Annotated in this window: 18 protein-coding genes; 17 read left to right on the forward strand and 1 reads right to left on the reverse strand. The window is 58.3% G+C overall.

Annotated elements, in window-relative coordinates; genetic code table 11:
• The first annotated feature begins 4 nt into the window (after positions 1–4).
• The 8 genes from sctT to HU749_RS10175 all read left to right on the forward strand — a co-directional run bounded on the left by sctT (position 5) and on the right by HU749_RS10175 (position 7,427).
• Positions 5–808, forward strand: coding sequence for a type III secretion system export apparatus subunit SctT (gene sctT / locus HU749_RS10140; protein ID WP_186650257.1), 804 nt, complete (start codon positions 5–7; stop codon positions 806–808).
• Positions 783–1,817 (forward strand): EscU/YscU/HrcU family type III secretion system export apparatus switch protein, encoded by a 1,035-nt coding sequence (locus HU749_RS10145; protein WP_186650260.1) that lies wholly within the window; start codon positions 783–785, stop codon positions 1,815–1,817. The genes sctT and HU749_RS10145 overlap by 26 nt, the downstream gene beginning before the upstream one ends.
• A gap of 278 nt (positions 1,818–2,095) precedes the next feature.
• Positions 2,096–2,578, forward strand: a complete 483-nt coding sequence (gene sicA / locus HU749_RS10150; protein WP_079302169.1) for a type III secretion system translocator chaperone SicA — start codon at positions 2,096–2,098, stop codon at positions 2,576–2,578.
• Between the two features lie 2 nt (positions 2,579–2,580).
• Positions 2,581–4,350, forward strand: a complete 1,770-nt coding sequence (gene sctE, locus HU749_RS10155; protein ID WP_186650263.1) for a type III secretion system translocon subunit SseC family protein — start codon at positions 2,581–2,583, stop codon at positions 4,348–4,350.
• Positions 4,351–4,375: 25 nt separating this feature from the next.
• On the forward strand, positions 4,376–5,467 hold the full coding sequence (locus HU749_RS10160) for an IpaC/SipC family type III secretion system effector (RefSeq protein ID WP_225919148.1): 1,092 nt from the start codon (positions 4,376–4,378) through the stop codon (positions 5,465–5,467).
• Positions 5,468–5,479: 12 nt separating this feature from the next.
• Positions 5,480–6,577, forward strand: a complete 1,098-nt coding sequence (locus HU749_RS10165; protein WP_186650266.1) for an IpaD/SipD/SspD family type III secretion system needle tip protein — start codon at positions 5,480–5,482, stop codon at positions 6,575–6,577.
• 75 nt (positions 6,578–6,652) lie between these two features.
• On the forward strand, positions 6,653–6,898 hold the full coding sequence (locus tag HU749_RS10170) for an acyl carrier protein (protein WP_186650269.1): 246 nt from the start codon (positions 6,653–6,655) through the stop codon (positions 6,896–6,898).
• Positions 6,899–7,124: 226 nt separating this feature from the next.
• The gene (locus HU749_RS10175) at positions 7,125–7,427 is read left to right on the forward strand and encodes a winged helix-turn-helix domain-containing protein (RefSeq protein WP_225919149.1); all 303 of its coding nucleotides are present in this window, start codon (positions 7,125–7,127) and stop codon (positions 7,425–7,427) included.
• 290 nt (positions 7,428–7,717) lie between these two features.
• Here HU749_RS10175 and HU749_RS10180 read toward each other — a convergent pair whose 3' ends face one another.
• Positions 7,718–9,295 carry a hypothetical protein gene (locus HU749_RS10180; RefSeq protein WP_186650271.1) on the reverse strand — a complete coding sequence of 526 codons (1,578 nt, stop codon included), beginning with the start codon at positions 9,293–9,295 and terminating at the stop codon, positions 7,718–7,720.
• A 433-nt stretch (positions 9,296–9,728) separates the two neighbouring features.
• Between HU749_RS10180 and HU749_RS10185 the strand changes: the two genes are divergently transcribed.
• The 9 genes from HU749_RS10185 to HU749_RS10225 all read left to right on the forward strand — a co-directional run bounded on the left by HU749_RS10185 (position 9,729) and on the right by HU749_RS10225 (position 15,764).
• Positions 9,729–10,988 carry a winged helix-turn-helix domain-containing protein gene (locus tag HU749_RS10185; RefSeq protein WP_079302163.1) on the forward strand — a complete coding sequence of 420 codons (1,260 nt, stop codon included), beginning with the start codon at positions 9,729–9,731 and terminating at the stop codon, positions 10,986–10,988.
• The gene (locus HU749_RS10190) at positions 10,985–11,449 is read left to right on the forward strand and encodes a transglycosylase SLT domain-containing protein (RefSeq protein WP_186650274.1); all 465 of its coding nucleotides are present in this window, start codon (positions 10,985–10,987) and stop codon (positions 11,447–11,449) included. The genes HU749_RS10185 and HU749_RS10190 overlap by 4 nt, the downstream gene beginning before the upstream one ends.
• Positions 11,450–11,579: 130 nt before the next feature.
• Positions 11,580–12,755, forward strand: coding sequence for a PrgH/EprH family type III secretion apparatus protein (locus HU749_RS10195; protein ID WP_186650277.1), 1,176 nt, complete (start codon positions 11,580–11,582; stop codon positions 12,753–12,755).
• Between the two features lie 3 nt (positions 12,756–12,758).
• Entirely contained in the window at positions 12,759–13,022 is a 264-nt protein-coding gene (gene sctF, locus HU749_RS10200) for a type III secretion system needle filament subunit SctF (RefSeq protein WP_014337362.1), read from the forward strand.
• 58 nt (positions 13,023–13,080) lie between these two features.
• Positions 13,081–13,389, forward strand: a complete 309-nt coding sequence (gene sctI, locus HU749_RS10205) for a type III secretion system inner rod subunit SctI (protein WP_079302160.1) — start codon at positions 13,081–13,083, stop codon at positions 13,387–13,389.
• Positions 13,386–14,105 carry an EscJ/YscJ/HrcJ family type III secretion inner membrane ring protein gene (locus HU749_RS10210; RefSeq protein ID WP_079302159.1) on the forward strand — a complete coding sequence of 240 codons (720 nt, stop codon included), beginning with the start codon at positions 13,386–13,388 and terminating at the stop codon, positions 14,103–14,105. The genes sctI and HU749_RS10210 overlap by 4 nt, the downstream gene beginning before the upstream one ends.
• Positions 14,092–14,658 (forward strand): OrgA/MxiK family T3SS sorting platform protein, encoded by a 567-nt coding sequence (locus HU749_RS10215; protein ID WP_079302158.1) that lies wholly within the window; start codon positions 14,092–14,094, stop codon positions 14,656–14,658. Before HU749_RS10210 ends, HU749_RS10215 begins: the two co-directional genes overlap by 14 nt.
• Positions 14,630–15,337, forward strand: a complete 708-nt coding sequence (locus HU749_RS10220) for an oxygen-regulated invasion protein OrgB (RefSeq protein WP_079302157.1) — start codon at positions 14,630–14,632, stop codon at positions 15,335–15,337. Before HU749_RS10215 ends, HU749_RS10220 begins: the two co-directional genes overlap by 29 nt.
• Entirely contained in the window at positions 15,327–15,764 is a 438-nt protein-coding gene (locus HU749_RS10225) for a hypothetical protein (protein WP_225919151.1), read from the forward strand. The genes HU749_RS10220 and HU749_RS10225 overlap by 11 nt, the downstream gene beginning before the upstream one ends.
• The last annotated feature ends 10 nt before the right edge of the window (positions 15,765–15,774 follow it).

A 15,774-nucleotide genomic window follows, 5' to 3' on the forward strand; every position in this document is an offset into this window, starting at 1 on the left:
GTCGATGTCGGTGGCGTTGTTTTTCGAGCTGTACGCCTGGTTCGCTGCGGCGGTGTTGGGCGTGGCGCGTCTGGCGCCGATTTTCTTCATGTTGCCGTTTCTCAATAGCAGCGTGCTGACCGGCGTCGCGCGCCAGGCGGTGATTGTGCTGGTGGCACTGGGCTTCTGGCGCTACGTCGGCGTGCCTACGCCAGCCCTCGACAGCGTGGCGTTCCTCGGTCTGGTGCTGCGTGAGGCGGGTATCGGAGTGCTGCTGGGCGTGCTGCTGGGCTGGCCGTTCTGGGTGCTGCATGCCATGGGCAACCTGATCGACAACCAGCGCGGGGCCATGCTCAGCAGCACGGTGGACCCGGCCAACGGTGTCGATACCTCGGAGTTGGCGAATTTTCTCCAGTTGTTTGCCGCAGCGGTTTATCTCGAAGGTGGCGGCATGTTGTTGATGCTCGAAACCGTCGGCCACAGCTATCGCCTTTGCGCGCCAGCGAGCAGTTGTGAGTTGCACCTGCCCGCGCTCTATTCGTTGCTTGATGCGCTGGTGAGCAAGACCCTGGTCATCAGTGCGCCGGTGGTGGCGACCTTGCTGGTCAGCGAGGCGCTGCTTGGGTTGCTCTCGCGGTATGCGCCGCAGATGAACGCTTTCTCGGTGTCGCTGACGGTCAAGAGCCTGGTGGCGCTGGTGGTATTGATGCTGTATTTCGGCGTGCATCTTCCCGATGAAGTCCTGCGCATGGGCACGCTGTCCGACGGCTTGGCGCAGTATCTGGATGGCGGGGAGGGCGGAGATGTCATCCAGCGCCTCGAAGACTGAAAAGCCCACCGCCAAGCGCCTCAGGGATGCGGCGCGCAAAGGGCAGACGTTCAAGGCCAAGGACCTGGTCATCACCTGCCTGACCCTGTGCGGCATCACCTACATGGTCTTCAACAGCTCGTTGAGCGAGATCATGGAGGTCTACCGGCGCATCATCGCCAGCGATTTCGACGCTGAGCTGCAAGCCTACTCGGCGATGCTGGTGCTGCTTGGCCTCAAGGTGTTGCTGCCGCTGTTGCTGGTGTGCGTGCTGACCAGTGCGTTGCCGGCCTTGCTGCAAAGCGGTTTTGCCTTGGCCAGCGAGGCGTTGAAATTGAATCTGGGCGCGTTGAACCCGGTCAATGGCTTCAAGAAACTGTTCAGCCTGCGCACCGTCAAGGACACGTTCAAGGCGCTGTTGTACCTGGGCAGTTTCGCCATGGCGCTGTGGATCGTCTGGCTTACCCAGCGGCAATTGCTGTTCGCCCAACTGTTCGCCCAGGCGCCGGCGTTGTTCGCGATCTGGGGGCATTTGTTGCTGGTGCTGGTGCTGGCGTTCCTGGCCTGCGTCCTGTTGATCGTCGTGCTCGATGCCCTCAGCGAATACTGGCTGTTCATGAAAGACCAGATGATGGACAAGGATTCGGTCAAGCGTGAACACAAGGAGCAGGACGGCAACCCGCAGATCAAGGGTCGTCGCCGCGACTTGCACATGGAGCTGTTGTCGGAGCAGGTCAAATCCGATGTGCGCAGCTCGCGCATGATCATCGCCAACCCCACCCACATTGCCATCGGCGTGTATTTCCGCCCGGAGATCACCTTGCTGCCGTTTATCTCCCTGATGGAAACCAACCAGCGCGCCCTGGCGGTTCGGGCCTACGCCAAGGAAGTGGGTGTGCCGGTGATCAACGACATCGCCTTGGCCCGCCGCATCTTCAAGACCCACCAGCGCTACAGCTTCCTCCAGATGCAGGAAGTCGAGGAGGTGCTGCGGCTGCTGATCTGGCTTGAGCAGGTTGAGCAGGCGTGAAGCCAAGCAAAGCCAGGCACAGCCCTTGTGGCGAGGGAGCTTGCTCCCGCTGGGGCGCGAAGCGGCCCCAAAGCCTGGCGACGCGATGTTTCAGGTGGATTGAGTGGCCTTTTGGAGGGGCTGCTGCGCAGCCCAGCGGGAGCAAGCTCCCTCGCCACAAAGAGCGATCTGGTTTTTTCGTTGCACCGCAGCATGAGCGCAATTTGGCAGCGTGCTTGCCGGCGTTTTGGCTCAATGCATCGGTCAGCGACGCTGGCGTTTTTTCAGGAGTGTGGCTGATGAGTCGCGATAACAAACAAGACGAGCAGGTGGCCCTGGAAGTCGTCGATGCAGTGCTCGGTGGTGCGGCGTTGAAAGACGTGCAAGGCATCAGCGACGAGCACATGGGCAGTCTCTATGCCTTCGCCTTCCAGTTCTATGAACAGGGGCGATTGGATGATGCCGAGAAGTTCTTTCACTTCCTGTGCATCTACGACTTCTACAACAGCCATTACTGGATGGGACTGGCTGCGGTGCACCAGCTCAAGCAAAACCACCAAAAGGCGATCGACCTTTATGCGATCGCTTTTGCCCAGGGCAAGAACGACTATCGGCCAATGTTGTACACCGGCCAATGCCATCTGGCCCTGGGCAAGGTCGGAAAGGCCCGGTTGTGTTTCGAATACGTGCTTGAACAAGCCACGGAAGACGATCTGCGCGAGCAGGCCAAGGTGTATCTCGACACCCTGGCTCACATGGAACAGCAATGTTCGGAGGACTGAACATGAGTGAAATCAGAAACACCGCAAGCCCCGCATTCCAGGGCGCAATGAGCCGCAGCGAGGCCTTTGAAAAATATGGTGCGGCTGCCAGCAAGGCCGCCAGGACCGTGGATTATCAGGAGGCCGGCCAGAAAGCGCTGGCAGACCTGATGTCGGTGAAATACGAAGGTCACAACGGCCCGTGCGCCGCCAATACCGGCCGGCCCGCGCTGCACCCGCCAGCGCCGCGCGCCGATGGCAACAAACAGGAAACCAACGGCGATCTGTTCACGTTATTGATGGCGATGATCAGTGAGCTGATCGGCGAGGTCGACGTCAAGAAACTGAAAAACCGCCTGGCGATGCTGCAGAGCATGGCCGGCGCCAGGCAACAGGCTCATCAAAACCTGTCGGCGCAATACACCGCTGCCGTCGAGGCCATGGCGGCGGCCGAGGGCAATGTTGGAAGCAGCCAGGAACACCTCGATCAGTTACAGGAACGGGTCCTGCATTTCCAGGGGTTGCTGGCTGAAAGCGAAGCGCGGCTGGCGCAACTGGCCCCTGAATCACCTGAGTATGCGCAGGAACTGGCGCGTCGCGACCAACTCAGAGGCGACTTGGCGAGCCATACCCAAACCCTGCAAACAGCAACGGCTGCGCACCTGAAACTGATCGAGGTCGCCAACGCCTGTGCCAGAACAGTCACTGCCGTGGTCGCCAAAATGCAGGAGTCCAGCGTCAACGGTTCCGCCATCAAGGACACCGATGAAAAGGCCCTCAGCAGCAGTGCGCTGGCGTTGCTCAATCGCTTGAAAATCATCGAACTGCTCGGCGAATCAGCGCAGCACAAAGAAGAGCTCAGCCAGGAGCTTTTCCAGGAGCTGCAAGCCAGGCTGCAGGAACACATGCAGCGTGAGTCGGATAAATACCTGGAAGAAGTCCGCAAGGCCGAAGCACTGCAAAAAACCATGGGCTGCATCGGCAAGATCATCGGGGCGATATTGACCGTCGCGACCATCGTTGCCGGGGTCATGACCGCTAACTTGCCGCTGATCGTGATAGGGGTGGTTGGCGCGGGAGTCATGATTGCTGATGTGGTGGTGGAGGAAAAAACCGGCAAGTCGTTCATGGCCGAAGCCATGAAACCGCTGACCGTCGTCATGCAGGAAGCCATCAAGCGGTTCAGCGAGCTCTACACCCAATTGCTGATAGAGCTGGGCGTTGATGAAGACAAGGCCAAGGAAATCGGGCAGATCGCCGGCATGATCCAAGGCATCGTTTCGACGTTGGCCGCCGTGGCGCTGGTGGCCATTGTCGGGGCGCAGGTGATCGGGCCGATGGTCAGTGCCGTCGCCTCGAAACTGGCGTCGGTGGTCGCCCAGGCCGCACCCGCCGCGATGCAAGCGATGAAGCAAGTGGCTACTTCGGTCGGCAACACGCTGACCCAGATGCTCACGCAGTTGCGTGGGTTCATCACCAACGGCGCCGATCCGGTACTGCTGGCCCGTTATGCCGCCAACCTGGAGATCGCCCAGGCCGTCACCGAGTTCGGCAACGTGGCGGTGCAGGGCGGGCTGCAAATCAAAAGCGGCCAGCACCAGGCCCAGGCCGCCGTGCACCTGGCCGATGTACGGGTGCGCATGGCGATCAGCGAAGCAATCAGCGCCTACCTCACCCAAGTGGTCGACGACTACGGCCAGGCGATGCGCGAGCGAACCCGCCAGATCGAACAGCTCTTTGCTGACATGCAGCGCAGCCATTCCGTCAGCCTGCAAATGGCTCGGCATGTTTGAACTTCACCGCTAACAGGTATCTACGATGACCCAATACGTTACGACCAGGATGGCTCCGGTTGTCATTGCCCACGAGCTGAGCAACGACGCGGGGCTGAGCGAATTAGTCGCCCAGGAACAGTTTTCGAAACGCAAGTCAGTGGCGGGCTTGAGCCTCGACAACATCACCGCACAGCAAGTGCTCCAAAAAACCACCGTCCCAGCGCCCTCGGCGGCGGAGCTCGAGCGTGAGATCAACGCCTACCAGCCCACCGATTCGGACTGGCAAGACTTCCTGGCCGCCTCAATGGTGCTCAGCGATGAGGTGCGCAACGAGCTGATTTTTGACCCCAGCGCCTGGGAGAAACACGTCAACGTGTTGGTGTCGGTGATCATTGCGTTGAATGTTGCGCGAGTGGTCAACGCGCAACTGCGTGGCCATTTCAGCGTCATGGCCTCCGATGCCGCCAAGGCCCAAGGCGCGGCCATTGTCGAATCGGGCAAGGCAGCGCTTTACAGCGCCATTACCGCCGCAGTCGTGTCTGGCGCCATCGCCGGGTTCGCCATGCTCAAGACTTTCCAGGGCCAGGCGATGAAACATGCCGATATCAACCTGCATAGGCGTAACGCGATGGATGCCGGCAATATCGAACGCGACCTCAAGCTGGGTCGTAACCGTGAGCACTGGGACCCAAAAGAGGTCTATGCATTCGACAGTTTCGATAAATCCGGTCATACGAAAGTCAGTACGTTCCAACCCAAGGGATCGGTATTGACCGATCAGGAGAACGCCTGGTTCGACAAGCGAATCCTCAGGGCCCAGAAGGTCGGGCAGACCTCGGACTGGCTGAGCCAGATGAGCAGCAAGGGGATCGAAAGGAAACTGGAAACCGGTCGCGCGTTCAATGCCATGTCGATGAGCCTGAGCCAGGTGGTGGCGAACCTGGTGCGCCTTACCGAGCACGCCGCGCGGGAGAAAGAGGTGCTGATGCAAAGTGCGCAGAGCAGCCAGAAGAGCCTGGCCGATGAAGCCGGCCAGAAAGACGCGTCCGATGCGGCGCTGTTGCAGAAAATAATGGAGCTGGTGATGCAGCTGTTTCAATCGCGCAGTGATGTTGTTCGTGGCATGACGGCTTGAGGGATTAACGAGATGAATATTCAGGGTTCTACATCAACAACAAGCCAGCCACTGACCGACGTCACCCTCGCAGACCATGCACCGACTCCACCTGAAATACCCACGGCAGTTGCACCAATGTTCAACCCGACGGAGTCGTTGGAGCGTTCGGTAAAGCAGCTCAATCGTCATCTAGAGCGCGGGCTCGTTTGTTCATCGGGGATCACCCGGATAGCCAAGGAGCTGATTACCGAGGGTGCGGAAAAAGTCAACCTTGCAGACTTTGTCGAACAGACCCATGCCAAGCGGATCCGCTCGGAAATGTGGGCGCTGCAATTTCGCCAATGTTGCGCTGTGATGACCCATAGCCAGAGCGCAGGGCTTTTGGATAAAAGTCAGCTCCAGCAGCTCAATGACGAACAAAGCAAAAGCCTGCACGCCCTCCGAGCACATCTGGAAGAGAAGGAGCCTCTTGAGATCTCCGAGGCTCTGGATGCGACGATAAATTCATCGAATGACTTCTTCGAAAAGCTGCTCGAACTGATCGACCTGATCAAGAACGGCTACCTTGCCGGTTATGAGCACGTGATCTCGGCTTATTCGGACTTCTTTGCCGATTTCAACGCCCAAATCACTGGGGTGATGAAGGAGTGGATCGAAGGCGTGAACGACGGCAAGGAGGTGAAGTTGAATGCGGGCGCATTGTTCGCCGCCTTGACTGACCTGATCGCTAAATACACCCACCCTAACCCCGACTCCGTTCTATTTCCGAAACCGGGTGATGACGGGGTCTGCAGGGACGAAGCCGAGAAGTGGCGTATTGCGCTGGGCCTGCCCCCGCAATGCCTCAAGGAAAACGCCGATGGCACCTGGTGCGTTGTCATTGATACAGGCCCGCTCCATAGGATGAAAGACGGTTTGCCGCCCAGCGGCACGGTGACCTGGGATACCGCCAAATTCAACGCTTGGCAAAGCGGTATCAACGCTCAAGAGGAACGCATGAAAAATATGCTGCAGTCCTTCACGCAGAAATATTCGAATGCCAATTCTTATCATGACAATTTCAATAAGACGTTGTCGGCGCATTTGAATCAGTTTGCGGATATGTTGAGGGCGATGTTGAATTTTTGAAGTTGAGTAAAAGTGGTGATGTTTAATCTGGCTAGGTGTGTGTTTCACGCCTGCCAGTTTTATTAGGAAAGAAAAATGTCAGGAAGCCTAATTGATCGGCTTGAAAGTATTCAGCTGATCATCAAATCATTGGTGGCTGGTATTTCTTGTGGTGGTCGAGTCGTTGGAGGTGGCTCGCGGTTGGTCGAGGACCTGCATATCGATTCCATGGATTTGGTTGAGCTTGTCCTGGAAGTGAATAACGCTTTCGGTATTGAATTGTCCGAAGATGAGGTGGGGGAGTGGAGGACGGTGCAGGATATATTCGATTCAGTGGTGTGAGACGTTTAAGTTTTTGTTCGCCCTTCCCAGTGTGCTTAGGTTTTATACCTTGATTCTATTGGATTCATTCCTACGATTCTGGTCGTGGTTTCCTACGTCAATAACATTCAACATCCTACGGAATCCCCCTGCGCATCTTCCTATAGTCACGCAGCTCGCCATCCCGAGCCTGTTACCCACAGGCTCAATCGCGCTTCAGTAACTTTCTATAAAAAAACCTCAGAGTATGGACAGTGCAACTGATCAACCGCTGGTGAAGCCATTCGTTTTTGACCACTGGCTATTGCAAAGCGATGGAACGCTGATGCGAGATGGACAAGGAGTTCATGTGCCACCCAAAGAACTGCACGTGCTGCGCCTGCTACTTAAGTCGGTGGATTCGGTCATGAGTAAGGATTATCTGCTGGACCATTTTTGGCCGCGGATGGATGCCGCTGAGGAGTCATTGACGCGTTGTATCCACGCACTGCTCAAGGAGCACAAGGAGCACAAGGACTTCATTATGACGGTGTATGGCCAGGGCTATTGATTCACCTGTCCGGTGAGCTCGAGGTGCCGAGCCAGGTGAGGGCATCTTCGTTGGCGCTGTTACCTTTCCGCAATCTGGATGAGAAGGCGGCGATGAGTTTATCCGTCAGTTGGTTGCAGGCTGCTACTATTTGAGGGACGCTTTATCGTCTCGGTTGAGGCGCAACACCGATCGGTAAAGTAACTCGGAAACAGCTAAGGGGCGGATTATTGATTTTGTTGGGCGCACCCTTCTAGACGTTTAGGGGTGCGCCCATTCATCATTAGCTGTGTTGAAGCTGGGACTCTACATCAGGCGCGAGCATTTATGGACCTGGAAAGCTTTCTAGGCATTTCCAAGACCTTGGCGCGCCAATCCATTATCTGCTGCTCAGATGCATGGAACTCTACATCGGGCACGAATGATTCCAAGTCGGGATGTTGCTGCTGTAGCGACTGTAGAACTTGTCCATGGCTCTGATGAAATCGGGCTAACTGTTCAGAGCCTTGCGGACAGAAACGCTCCGCGACATCTCCCATCCGTTGATATAGGTCAGGCCTATTAATCACGGCGAGATTGGTGGGGAAATAAGGGCGATTGGCAGCAGCAGCCTCAGCGATTGGAAAAGTTTCCGAAAAAGTGTGGTAACCGCCAAAGTTCATGAATGCTGCAATACCCAAACCAGCAGGCAGTACCAATTCTGCATTACCGTAAATTCGTTCCGGATTCAATGTCGAGAGTGCCAATAGAATATCGCAAGTGCCGCCTGAGTGTGCGCCCGCTGATGGTAAGCCTTTTAGATTGGTTTCCATCGCAAAGGTACCAAATAGCTGCCAGCGATTGATGCCGGTACCGTGTAGCATCGCATACTGGTCCAACATCTCAGCGATACCTAACTGGGTGTAGGCATCAGGGACATTTTCCATATCGATTTCTGACATCGTGAACGGTCGGGTCAAATCCGCTATAGGCGCACCTTCGCGAGCAATGCCATTAATGTTTTGATTGCGATCACCTAATGCGGCACGCAGGGCAAACTGTTCGGCGCTATCAGGATCAGCGGTGTTTTGTATTACTTGACCAAAACCTAATCCAAACTTGGCAGCGTCTTCATAAATCCCATTGACGCGCCTTAGTTCTCCACCTATTTCTACCATCGGCATTCGTTCGCTGCGGGACCGACTAAGTGGGTTGTCAAAGGCAGGTGTGCGGGTCTTGTTTGAGAACTCTTTAAAGCGTTCAGCGAAGTCATCTGCCTGGGCATCGAAACCTACCTCGCGTAACAAGGCAACACACGCTGCAGTATTGGCTTCCTTATGCTGCGCATAGAGTTCAGGTTGCTTGTGATTCTCTACAGGGTTCATCAACTGCCAAATCGTAGTGCCAAAAGCACTCAGTGCTCGAACTTTGGTCAAGAACTCGATATGACTCTGCTTGCCGGATCCGTCGAGCCGACCCTGGAGTGGAGTGCTCAGAATATCTAGAAGCCATGGATGGAACGCCTGATCGACGGTCATCTGTCGACCGATCTGATCTGATTGTGCCGATAAGGGGGCAATGGAAGCCTGTAACAAATCCCGTAAATGCTGCTCCTGCCCCTGGAAATATACAAGGGTCTCTCCAGCTTCGCTCTGCTCATTTAAACCATGCTTCAACAAGGTGGCCAGTTCTTTGGCATGCTCGTCGAAAACATCGCCCATCTTACCTGGCTGGTCCAGCAATGACATGCTGGCACCAGCCTCAAAAAACTTGCTATTGCTAATGGCCTGCTTTTGCGCGTCCGAAAGAGCCACACCCTGGGGGCTGCTCTTGGCGAAAATTTCCGGTTTACCCTGTGGGTCCATGCCATAAATGGCATTCAATGACGCGCCTGATCTGGAAACGAACATAAGATCTCTTCTAATGGAATGTGTTCGTATGCTGAGGTGGAAGGCCTTATGAGCGCATTCAAAAAAAGCTCATCACTATTGTGCTACTCCAGTGCGGTTCCTGCTGCTATTTTTAATAGAGGGGCAGTCTTGCACAGTGTCTGGTGCTTGATTATTTAAAAAGCTTGGTGTTTGGCATAAGTGATCTTTACTTGGAAATATTTCTTGAGGAAAGAATTGTTGCTAAGGAAGGGGCGTGTTTTGGCAGCGAAAATTATGCAGTGTTATTGGGGGATTTTCCTACAGTGTTTGTCGTGTTTTCGTCCGCGTATTGGCTAGTTACCTACGGAATCCCCCCACACATCTTCCTATAGTCACGCAGCTCGCCATCCCGAGCCTGTTACCCACAGGCTCAATCGCGCTTCAGTAACTTTCTATAGAGAAACCTCAGAGTATGGACAGTACAACTGATCAAACGCCGGTCAAGTCATTCGTTTTTGACCACTGGCTATTGCAAAGCGATGGAACGCTGATGCGAGATGGACAAGGAGTTCATGTTCCACCCAAAGAACTGCACGTGCTGCGCCTGCTACTCAAGTCGGCGGGTGCGGTCGTGAGTAAGGATTATCTGCTGGACCATGTCTGGCCGCGGATGGATGCCGCTGAGGAGTCATTGACTCGTTGTATCTACGCACTGCGCAAGTTGCTCAAGGAGCACAAGGATTTCATTGTGACGGTGTATGGCCAGGGCTATCGATTCACCTGTCCGGTGGTTGAACTCGAGGTGCCGAGCCAGGCGAGGGCGGTGGCGCCTTCGCTGGCGGTGTTGCCTCTTCGCAATCTGGACGAGACGGCGGCGCTGGATCTGCAGGATGTGATGATCCGGCAGTTGACCCTGGCGTTCGGCGAGACGTTGCATGTTATGCCTTCTGGGGTGATCGCGGCCTGTGGGGCAGCAGACGATGTGCGTTCGTTGGCTGGGCGGTTGTCGGCGGATTATTGTTTGAGCGGGCGCTTTATCGGCTCGGGCGAGCAGCGACATTGGTCAGTGGAGTTGATTCATGGCCGCGACCAGGCCTTGCTGCATGGGCAAACGCTGGACGCCGGTGACCTCGGGGAGGCGCTTGGCGTGTTGACCTGCCTGGTTGCCCAACGCGTACCCGGGTTGCGTCCGGTCGGTGAGCGCTGTGGGTCGTATGCGGTGGCGGTGGCCTATCTCAATGGGTTGTGCAGTGTGCAGCAGCACACGGTGCAAAGCCTGCGCGATGCCCTTGTGCTGTTCAGGCAGTGCGTGAAGCTCGATGCCGGGTATGCACCACCCTGGTGTGGTTTGGCCGATGTGTGGCTGGGGCAAGCGTTGATGGGCCTGGGCGACCCGGTACGCGCAATCGACGAAGCGCATTCGGCGGTTTCCAGTGCCTTGGCCCTGGACCCCGGCAGCATTCCGGCGTTGACGCGCCTGGCGTTGCTCACCAGTTTGCGCGGCTGCGAGCAGGCGGCGCAGGTGTTGTTCCGGCGCTGCCTGTTGTCGGCCGATCAGGCTGACGTGCTGTACTTTCACGCCTGGCATCACTGGTTCTGGCGGCGCAACGAGCAGGCGGCGCACATGATCGACCAGTGCCTGGAGCAGGATCCGGGTTGTGTCCGGGCGCAGATCTTGCGGGTGCGCATTCATGAACAGCTGACTTGGATCAGCGAGAGGCGCCTGGCATGAAGCGGCGCCGGAAAGCCTGGTTATGCGTGCCGGTGTGTCTTGGCCTGGGGTTAGGCATGTCCCAGGCGCACGCCTGGTGCTGGAGCAAGGCGGGGCAATTGCATGCCATCGAGCCCGAGCTGCTGCAAGCGATTGCCGATGTCGAATCCGGGCTGAAGCCAGATGCAATCAACCACAACCGCAACGGCACCCGCGATATCGGGCTGATGCAGATCAACAGCATTCATCTGTCGCGCCTCGGTGCCGAGGGCATCACCGAACAGCGCCTGCTGGAGGAGCCTTGCCTGTCGGTGGACGTCGGGGCATCGGTGCTGGCCGGGTTTATCGCCCGCTATGGCTACAACTGGACGGCGGTCGGTGCCTACAACGCCGGTAATTCCCCCCATCGTCAAGCCGCGCGACTGCGCTATGCGCGCAAAGTCTGGCAGCGCTACCAGGTGTTGACCCAGGCCCGGGAATGACGGCGCCGTGAACAAGGGCTGGCTGAGGATTCTGATCCTATGCAGGACGTAATCGGCAGAATTGGATCAGGAATCCTGCGGCCAGCCTTTCTAACCTACTTGCTCATTCGACCTTCCTGGAGTTTGGACGGTGACAGTCCCGACGGCCCCCACGCTACAGCCCTGCATCCTGCGGATCCTCAACGGCCCGTTGCAGGGCTGTGAATTCCCGCTCGGCGAGGGCACGACCCTGTTCGTCGTCGGGGCAGTGGAGGTGTTGGGGGACGGCGCACGTGTTGCCAGCGTGCCGGCGGATACGATCTTCATTCCCCTGGAGGTAGGTGGCTGCAATTTCGAGGTGCTGGCCGACCAGGCCACTCCGGACGGTGTGCCGTTGCGCTTGCTCGGCGATTCGGTCGAAGTTCGTCACTGCGTCTTCCAGGCCCGGGTGCAACTCGGCGGGTTGCAAGTGACCTTGCGTTCAGCAGATCAACCCTGGGCGCCCGAATGTCTTGGTCCGGCAGACAGCCCGTGCAATGCCGCCGCGTTCAGCGGATGGCGCGCCCATTGGACCCGCTGTATTGCCGGCGCTCTGGCGCTGGTTATGTTGGTCACCGTGGTCAGCCTCTGGTCGATGCCGGGGCCGCCACCTGAAACCGACATTCGTGCGTTGATTGCCGGCGCCAGTGCGCCGGTCCAGGTGCTGCGCGGTCGTGATGAGGCGGTTTATGTCTTCGTGTCTTCCGAACGCGATGCCGGTTGGAGCCGGCAGGTGCTGACGCGTCACGCCCGCGTGAACAGCGAGGTACTGCTGCTGAACCAGGAGCGTCGCCGGCTGGAGCAACTGCTGGTCGACCATGATCCGCAGCTGGCTTGGCATTTCCTGGACCTCAAGGATCCGTCGGTGCCGCGCCTGTTGCTCAGCGCACAACGCAATCTGCTCACGCCCGACAAGGAGGCCAAGCTGCTCGATACCTTGCTCGCGGCTGCGCCTTATGCCCGCGACGTGGTGGTGCAGAGGCAGGATGATGCGCTGTTGGCCGCTGTTGCGCAGGCCGGGTTGCAACGTCTGGCACTGACCTTCAGCCGGCTCGAACACGAAGACGCGGTCGCGTTCGCCATCGAGGGCAACCTGCAGGATGTCGAGCTGGCTGCCGCTCGCCAGTATGTCGAGCGTTTTTACCGGCAGTGGGGTGATCGCTACGTGCATTTCACTGTCGAGCTCAAGGACGACGCGCTCAAGGGCAAGTCGTTTCAAACCGGCCCCCAGGGCTACGTCAAGACGAGCCCCTCGTCCTGGCATTTTTCCAACAAGCAAAGCAGGTGACGTATGGCTGGTATCCCGATCATGTTTCCCGAATTTCCCGATGACTTTCTCGGAGAGCAGGCGGCTGCGTTCGAGCGTGGCGCCCAAGGCCTTAAAGATGCACTGGATCAAGCGCTGGAGGACCTCAAGCTCGATGCCTCGGACCCTGGAAAGCTGGCGGCCTACCAGACCGCGTTTTCCTCCTACACGGTGTTCCGCAACGCCCAGACCAACACGATCAAGGGTTTCAAGGATATCGACATGGCGATCATCCAGGCGGCCCGCTGACGCTTTCCCTTTCGACTGGCCATTGCTCGTGATGATGGCCATTTCATGAGTGCATCGTATGTCCATCCAGAATCTTGCCTCGTCGCTTGTCGCCCGGTCCGCCTTCGTTGAGTTGCGTGGCGCGCAGGAAGGTCCGATCGTTTCCCTGGAGTCGCGCTTGATCGAAGCGTTTGCCGGTTCCGCCGTCGACAGCGCGCAAGAGGTCTCGGCGATCAATCAGTTGCTGCAACGTCCGGATATCACCGACCCTGAAGTATTGGCCCAGTTGCAGGAACTGACAGGGCAATACAACGTGGATATCAACTTGCTCAACGTGCTGGTGCGCAAGGCCGTGGGCACGGCAGAAACCCTGTTGCGTGCATCATGAAACCGGGCGTGCTGTTGCTGCTGTTGTGCCTCGCGCTGGTGGGGTGCCGCCAGCCGAACCTGCTGGAAGGGCTGGATCAGCAGCAGGCCAATGAAGTGCTGTCGGTGCTGCAGCGCAACAACATCGCGGCGGTGAAAGTCGACACCGGCAAAACCGGCTATGCGGTGAAAATCGACGCGCTCGATTTTTCCGCGGCCGTCGATCTGCTCAATCTCTATTCGTTGCCTTCCCGGCCACGCCTGCAAGTGGCCGAGATGTTTCCGTCCGATTCCCTGGTGGCCTCCCCCCGTGCGGAAAAGGCCCGCTTGTATTCAGCGCTGGAGCAGCGCATCGAACAGTCGCTGGCGGTACTCGAAGGCGTGGTGTCGGCACGGGTCCATGTCAGTTACGACCTGGAGGCAGGCGAGGGCGGGCGCAAGCCGCCGCCGGTCCACCTGTCGGCGGTGGTGCTGCATGAGCGCGATGTCGAAGCGCAATTGCTGATCACCGACATCAAGCGTTTCCTCAAGAACAGTTTTGCGGCGGTGGAGTACGAGAACGTCTCGGTGGTGCTGTCCAAACGCTCCCCGACCCAGCATGTGGCGCCGTCGGCTGTCGCCACACCGGGGCCTTCACCGTGGCCATGGTGGGCGGCGATCAGCGCGCTGCTGCTGGCCGGCGGCGGCGCCTGGGCCTTCCGCCAGTCCAGCGCGGGGCGGCGTGATGTCGGACCTTGAGTGCCTGGAGCAAATCCTCGCCGAGCCTTTGGCGTATCTGCACCCCCAGCGCCTGGTTGTACCGGCGGGATTCGAAGGCGGCGAGGCCCACACTTTGCTCAACTGCATCGTGCTCGAGGGGCTGGGACTGCAAGAGCCGTGGCCTTCGACGCCGCTGACAAGCGTGGCGCAGCTATGGGTTCGCCATTGGCGACAATTACCCTATATCGCCTTGCTGATGGGCGCCTATCGCTTGATGCCCGACCTGGCGCGGGGCGCGGCGCTGCAGTGCTTGCCCGTGTCGGTTCGCCGGTTCGCCAGCTTCAATCTGGGAGGGCGAGGCGGTCTGCCGGTGGAGTGCGCGACGGTTTCAATGGCGCGGGTCGAAGCGGCCGGCCTCAATGCGTTGTGGAGCTGGAACGAGCACGTTCCTCATCTATTGCTCGAGCGCCTGAGCTTGCAGTTCTGCGAGCCGGTCGTTCGCTTGCATCGGCAATGGCCCGTTACGAAACCTGATCCAACCCTGTTCTTTTTGGCGGTGCAGCATGCTCGACTCCATCCGAACCCTGACTGACCTGCCCGCTGGCGAAGAGGTGCGCCTGGCTCGCGAAGACATCGCTGCCGCGCGCCGTCGTCAGCGCTTGCAGTTGGAAGCCCAGCGCCGCGCGCGCGCGTGTGTCGAGCAGGCACACCGCGATGCCGAAGCGCTGCATGCCCGGGCGTTTCAACAAGGTTATGCCGAGGGCATCCTGCGCGCGACCGAGCATCTGGCCGATGGCTTGCTGAAATCGCAACGCCTGGGGCTGCAATTGCGCAGCGATCTGGCCCTGGCCGCCCGTGATCTGCTCGCGCAAGCCTTGAGCCACCCGCAATGGCTGGATGAAATGCTGGAGCGCTGGCTGGCGGGGCAGGCGGGCGACTCGGGCGCGGTCCTGCACCTGTTGTTGCCGCTGCATTGCCGCCCGCGCGGCAATGCACTGCGCGAACGCTTGCGCACGCGCTGGCCCGGCGAGCTGATGCTGGAATATCACCCACAAGACCGCTATGTGCTGCGGCTGGCGGATCAACTGTTGGAGTTCGATGTCGAGACGACCGGCGAACGGCTGGAATCCCGGTTATTAGCGAGTATCGCCAGCCTGCCGGAGGCGGTTCGCTTGTTGGATCAGGCCTCAAGGCAGGCGCTGGCGGACGTGTGCGCAAGCTTCTCCGATTTCGCGCCAACCGACACTGCCGAGGTTCGCCATGAAGATTGAATCCATGCCGGTTTCCAGCCTGCTCGATCACGACGCGAATGAGTCGGTCCAGACACTGGAATCGCGGCTGTTGGCGGCTCGCGAGCAAGCACCTGACAGCAAACGCCCGGACCCTGAGTTTGAGCACTTGTATCAATTGTTACTGGCGATGGAGGGGCAGGGGGAAAAGGCGATTCATGAATTCCTCCGTACGTTGCGGGGGGCGGATGGCACAACGGCGGCGTACCCCACCGCCCAGGCGTTGATGGCGATCACGCTGCAGGTTTTGGTGCGATTGAAGGACGAGGGTTTGGAAAAGTCGCAGCTCTATAAAGAGGTCAGCGGTGCCAATGGCCTGGCGTTCGCGATGGATCTGTTTACCAAAAGCTTTATGCGGGATGTGTTCCAGCCCATGGGGGATGAGGCTTGGGAGAAGAGTGAGTGGTGAGAATCGCTCG

The organism is Pseudomonas ogarae (assembly GCF_014268695.2).
Classification (GTDB): Bacteria; Pseudomonadota; Gammaproteobacteria; order Pseudomonadales; family Pseudomonadaceae; genus Aquipseudomonas; species Aquipseudomonas kilonensis.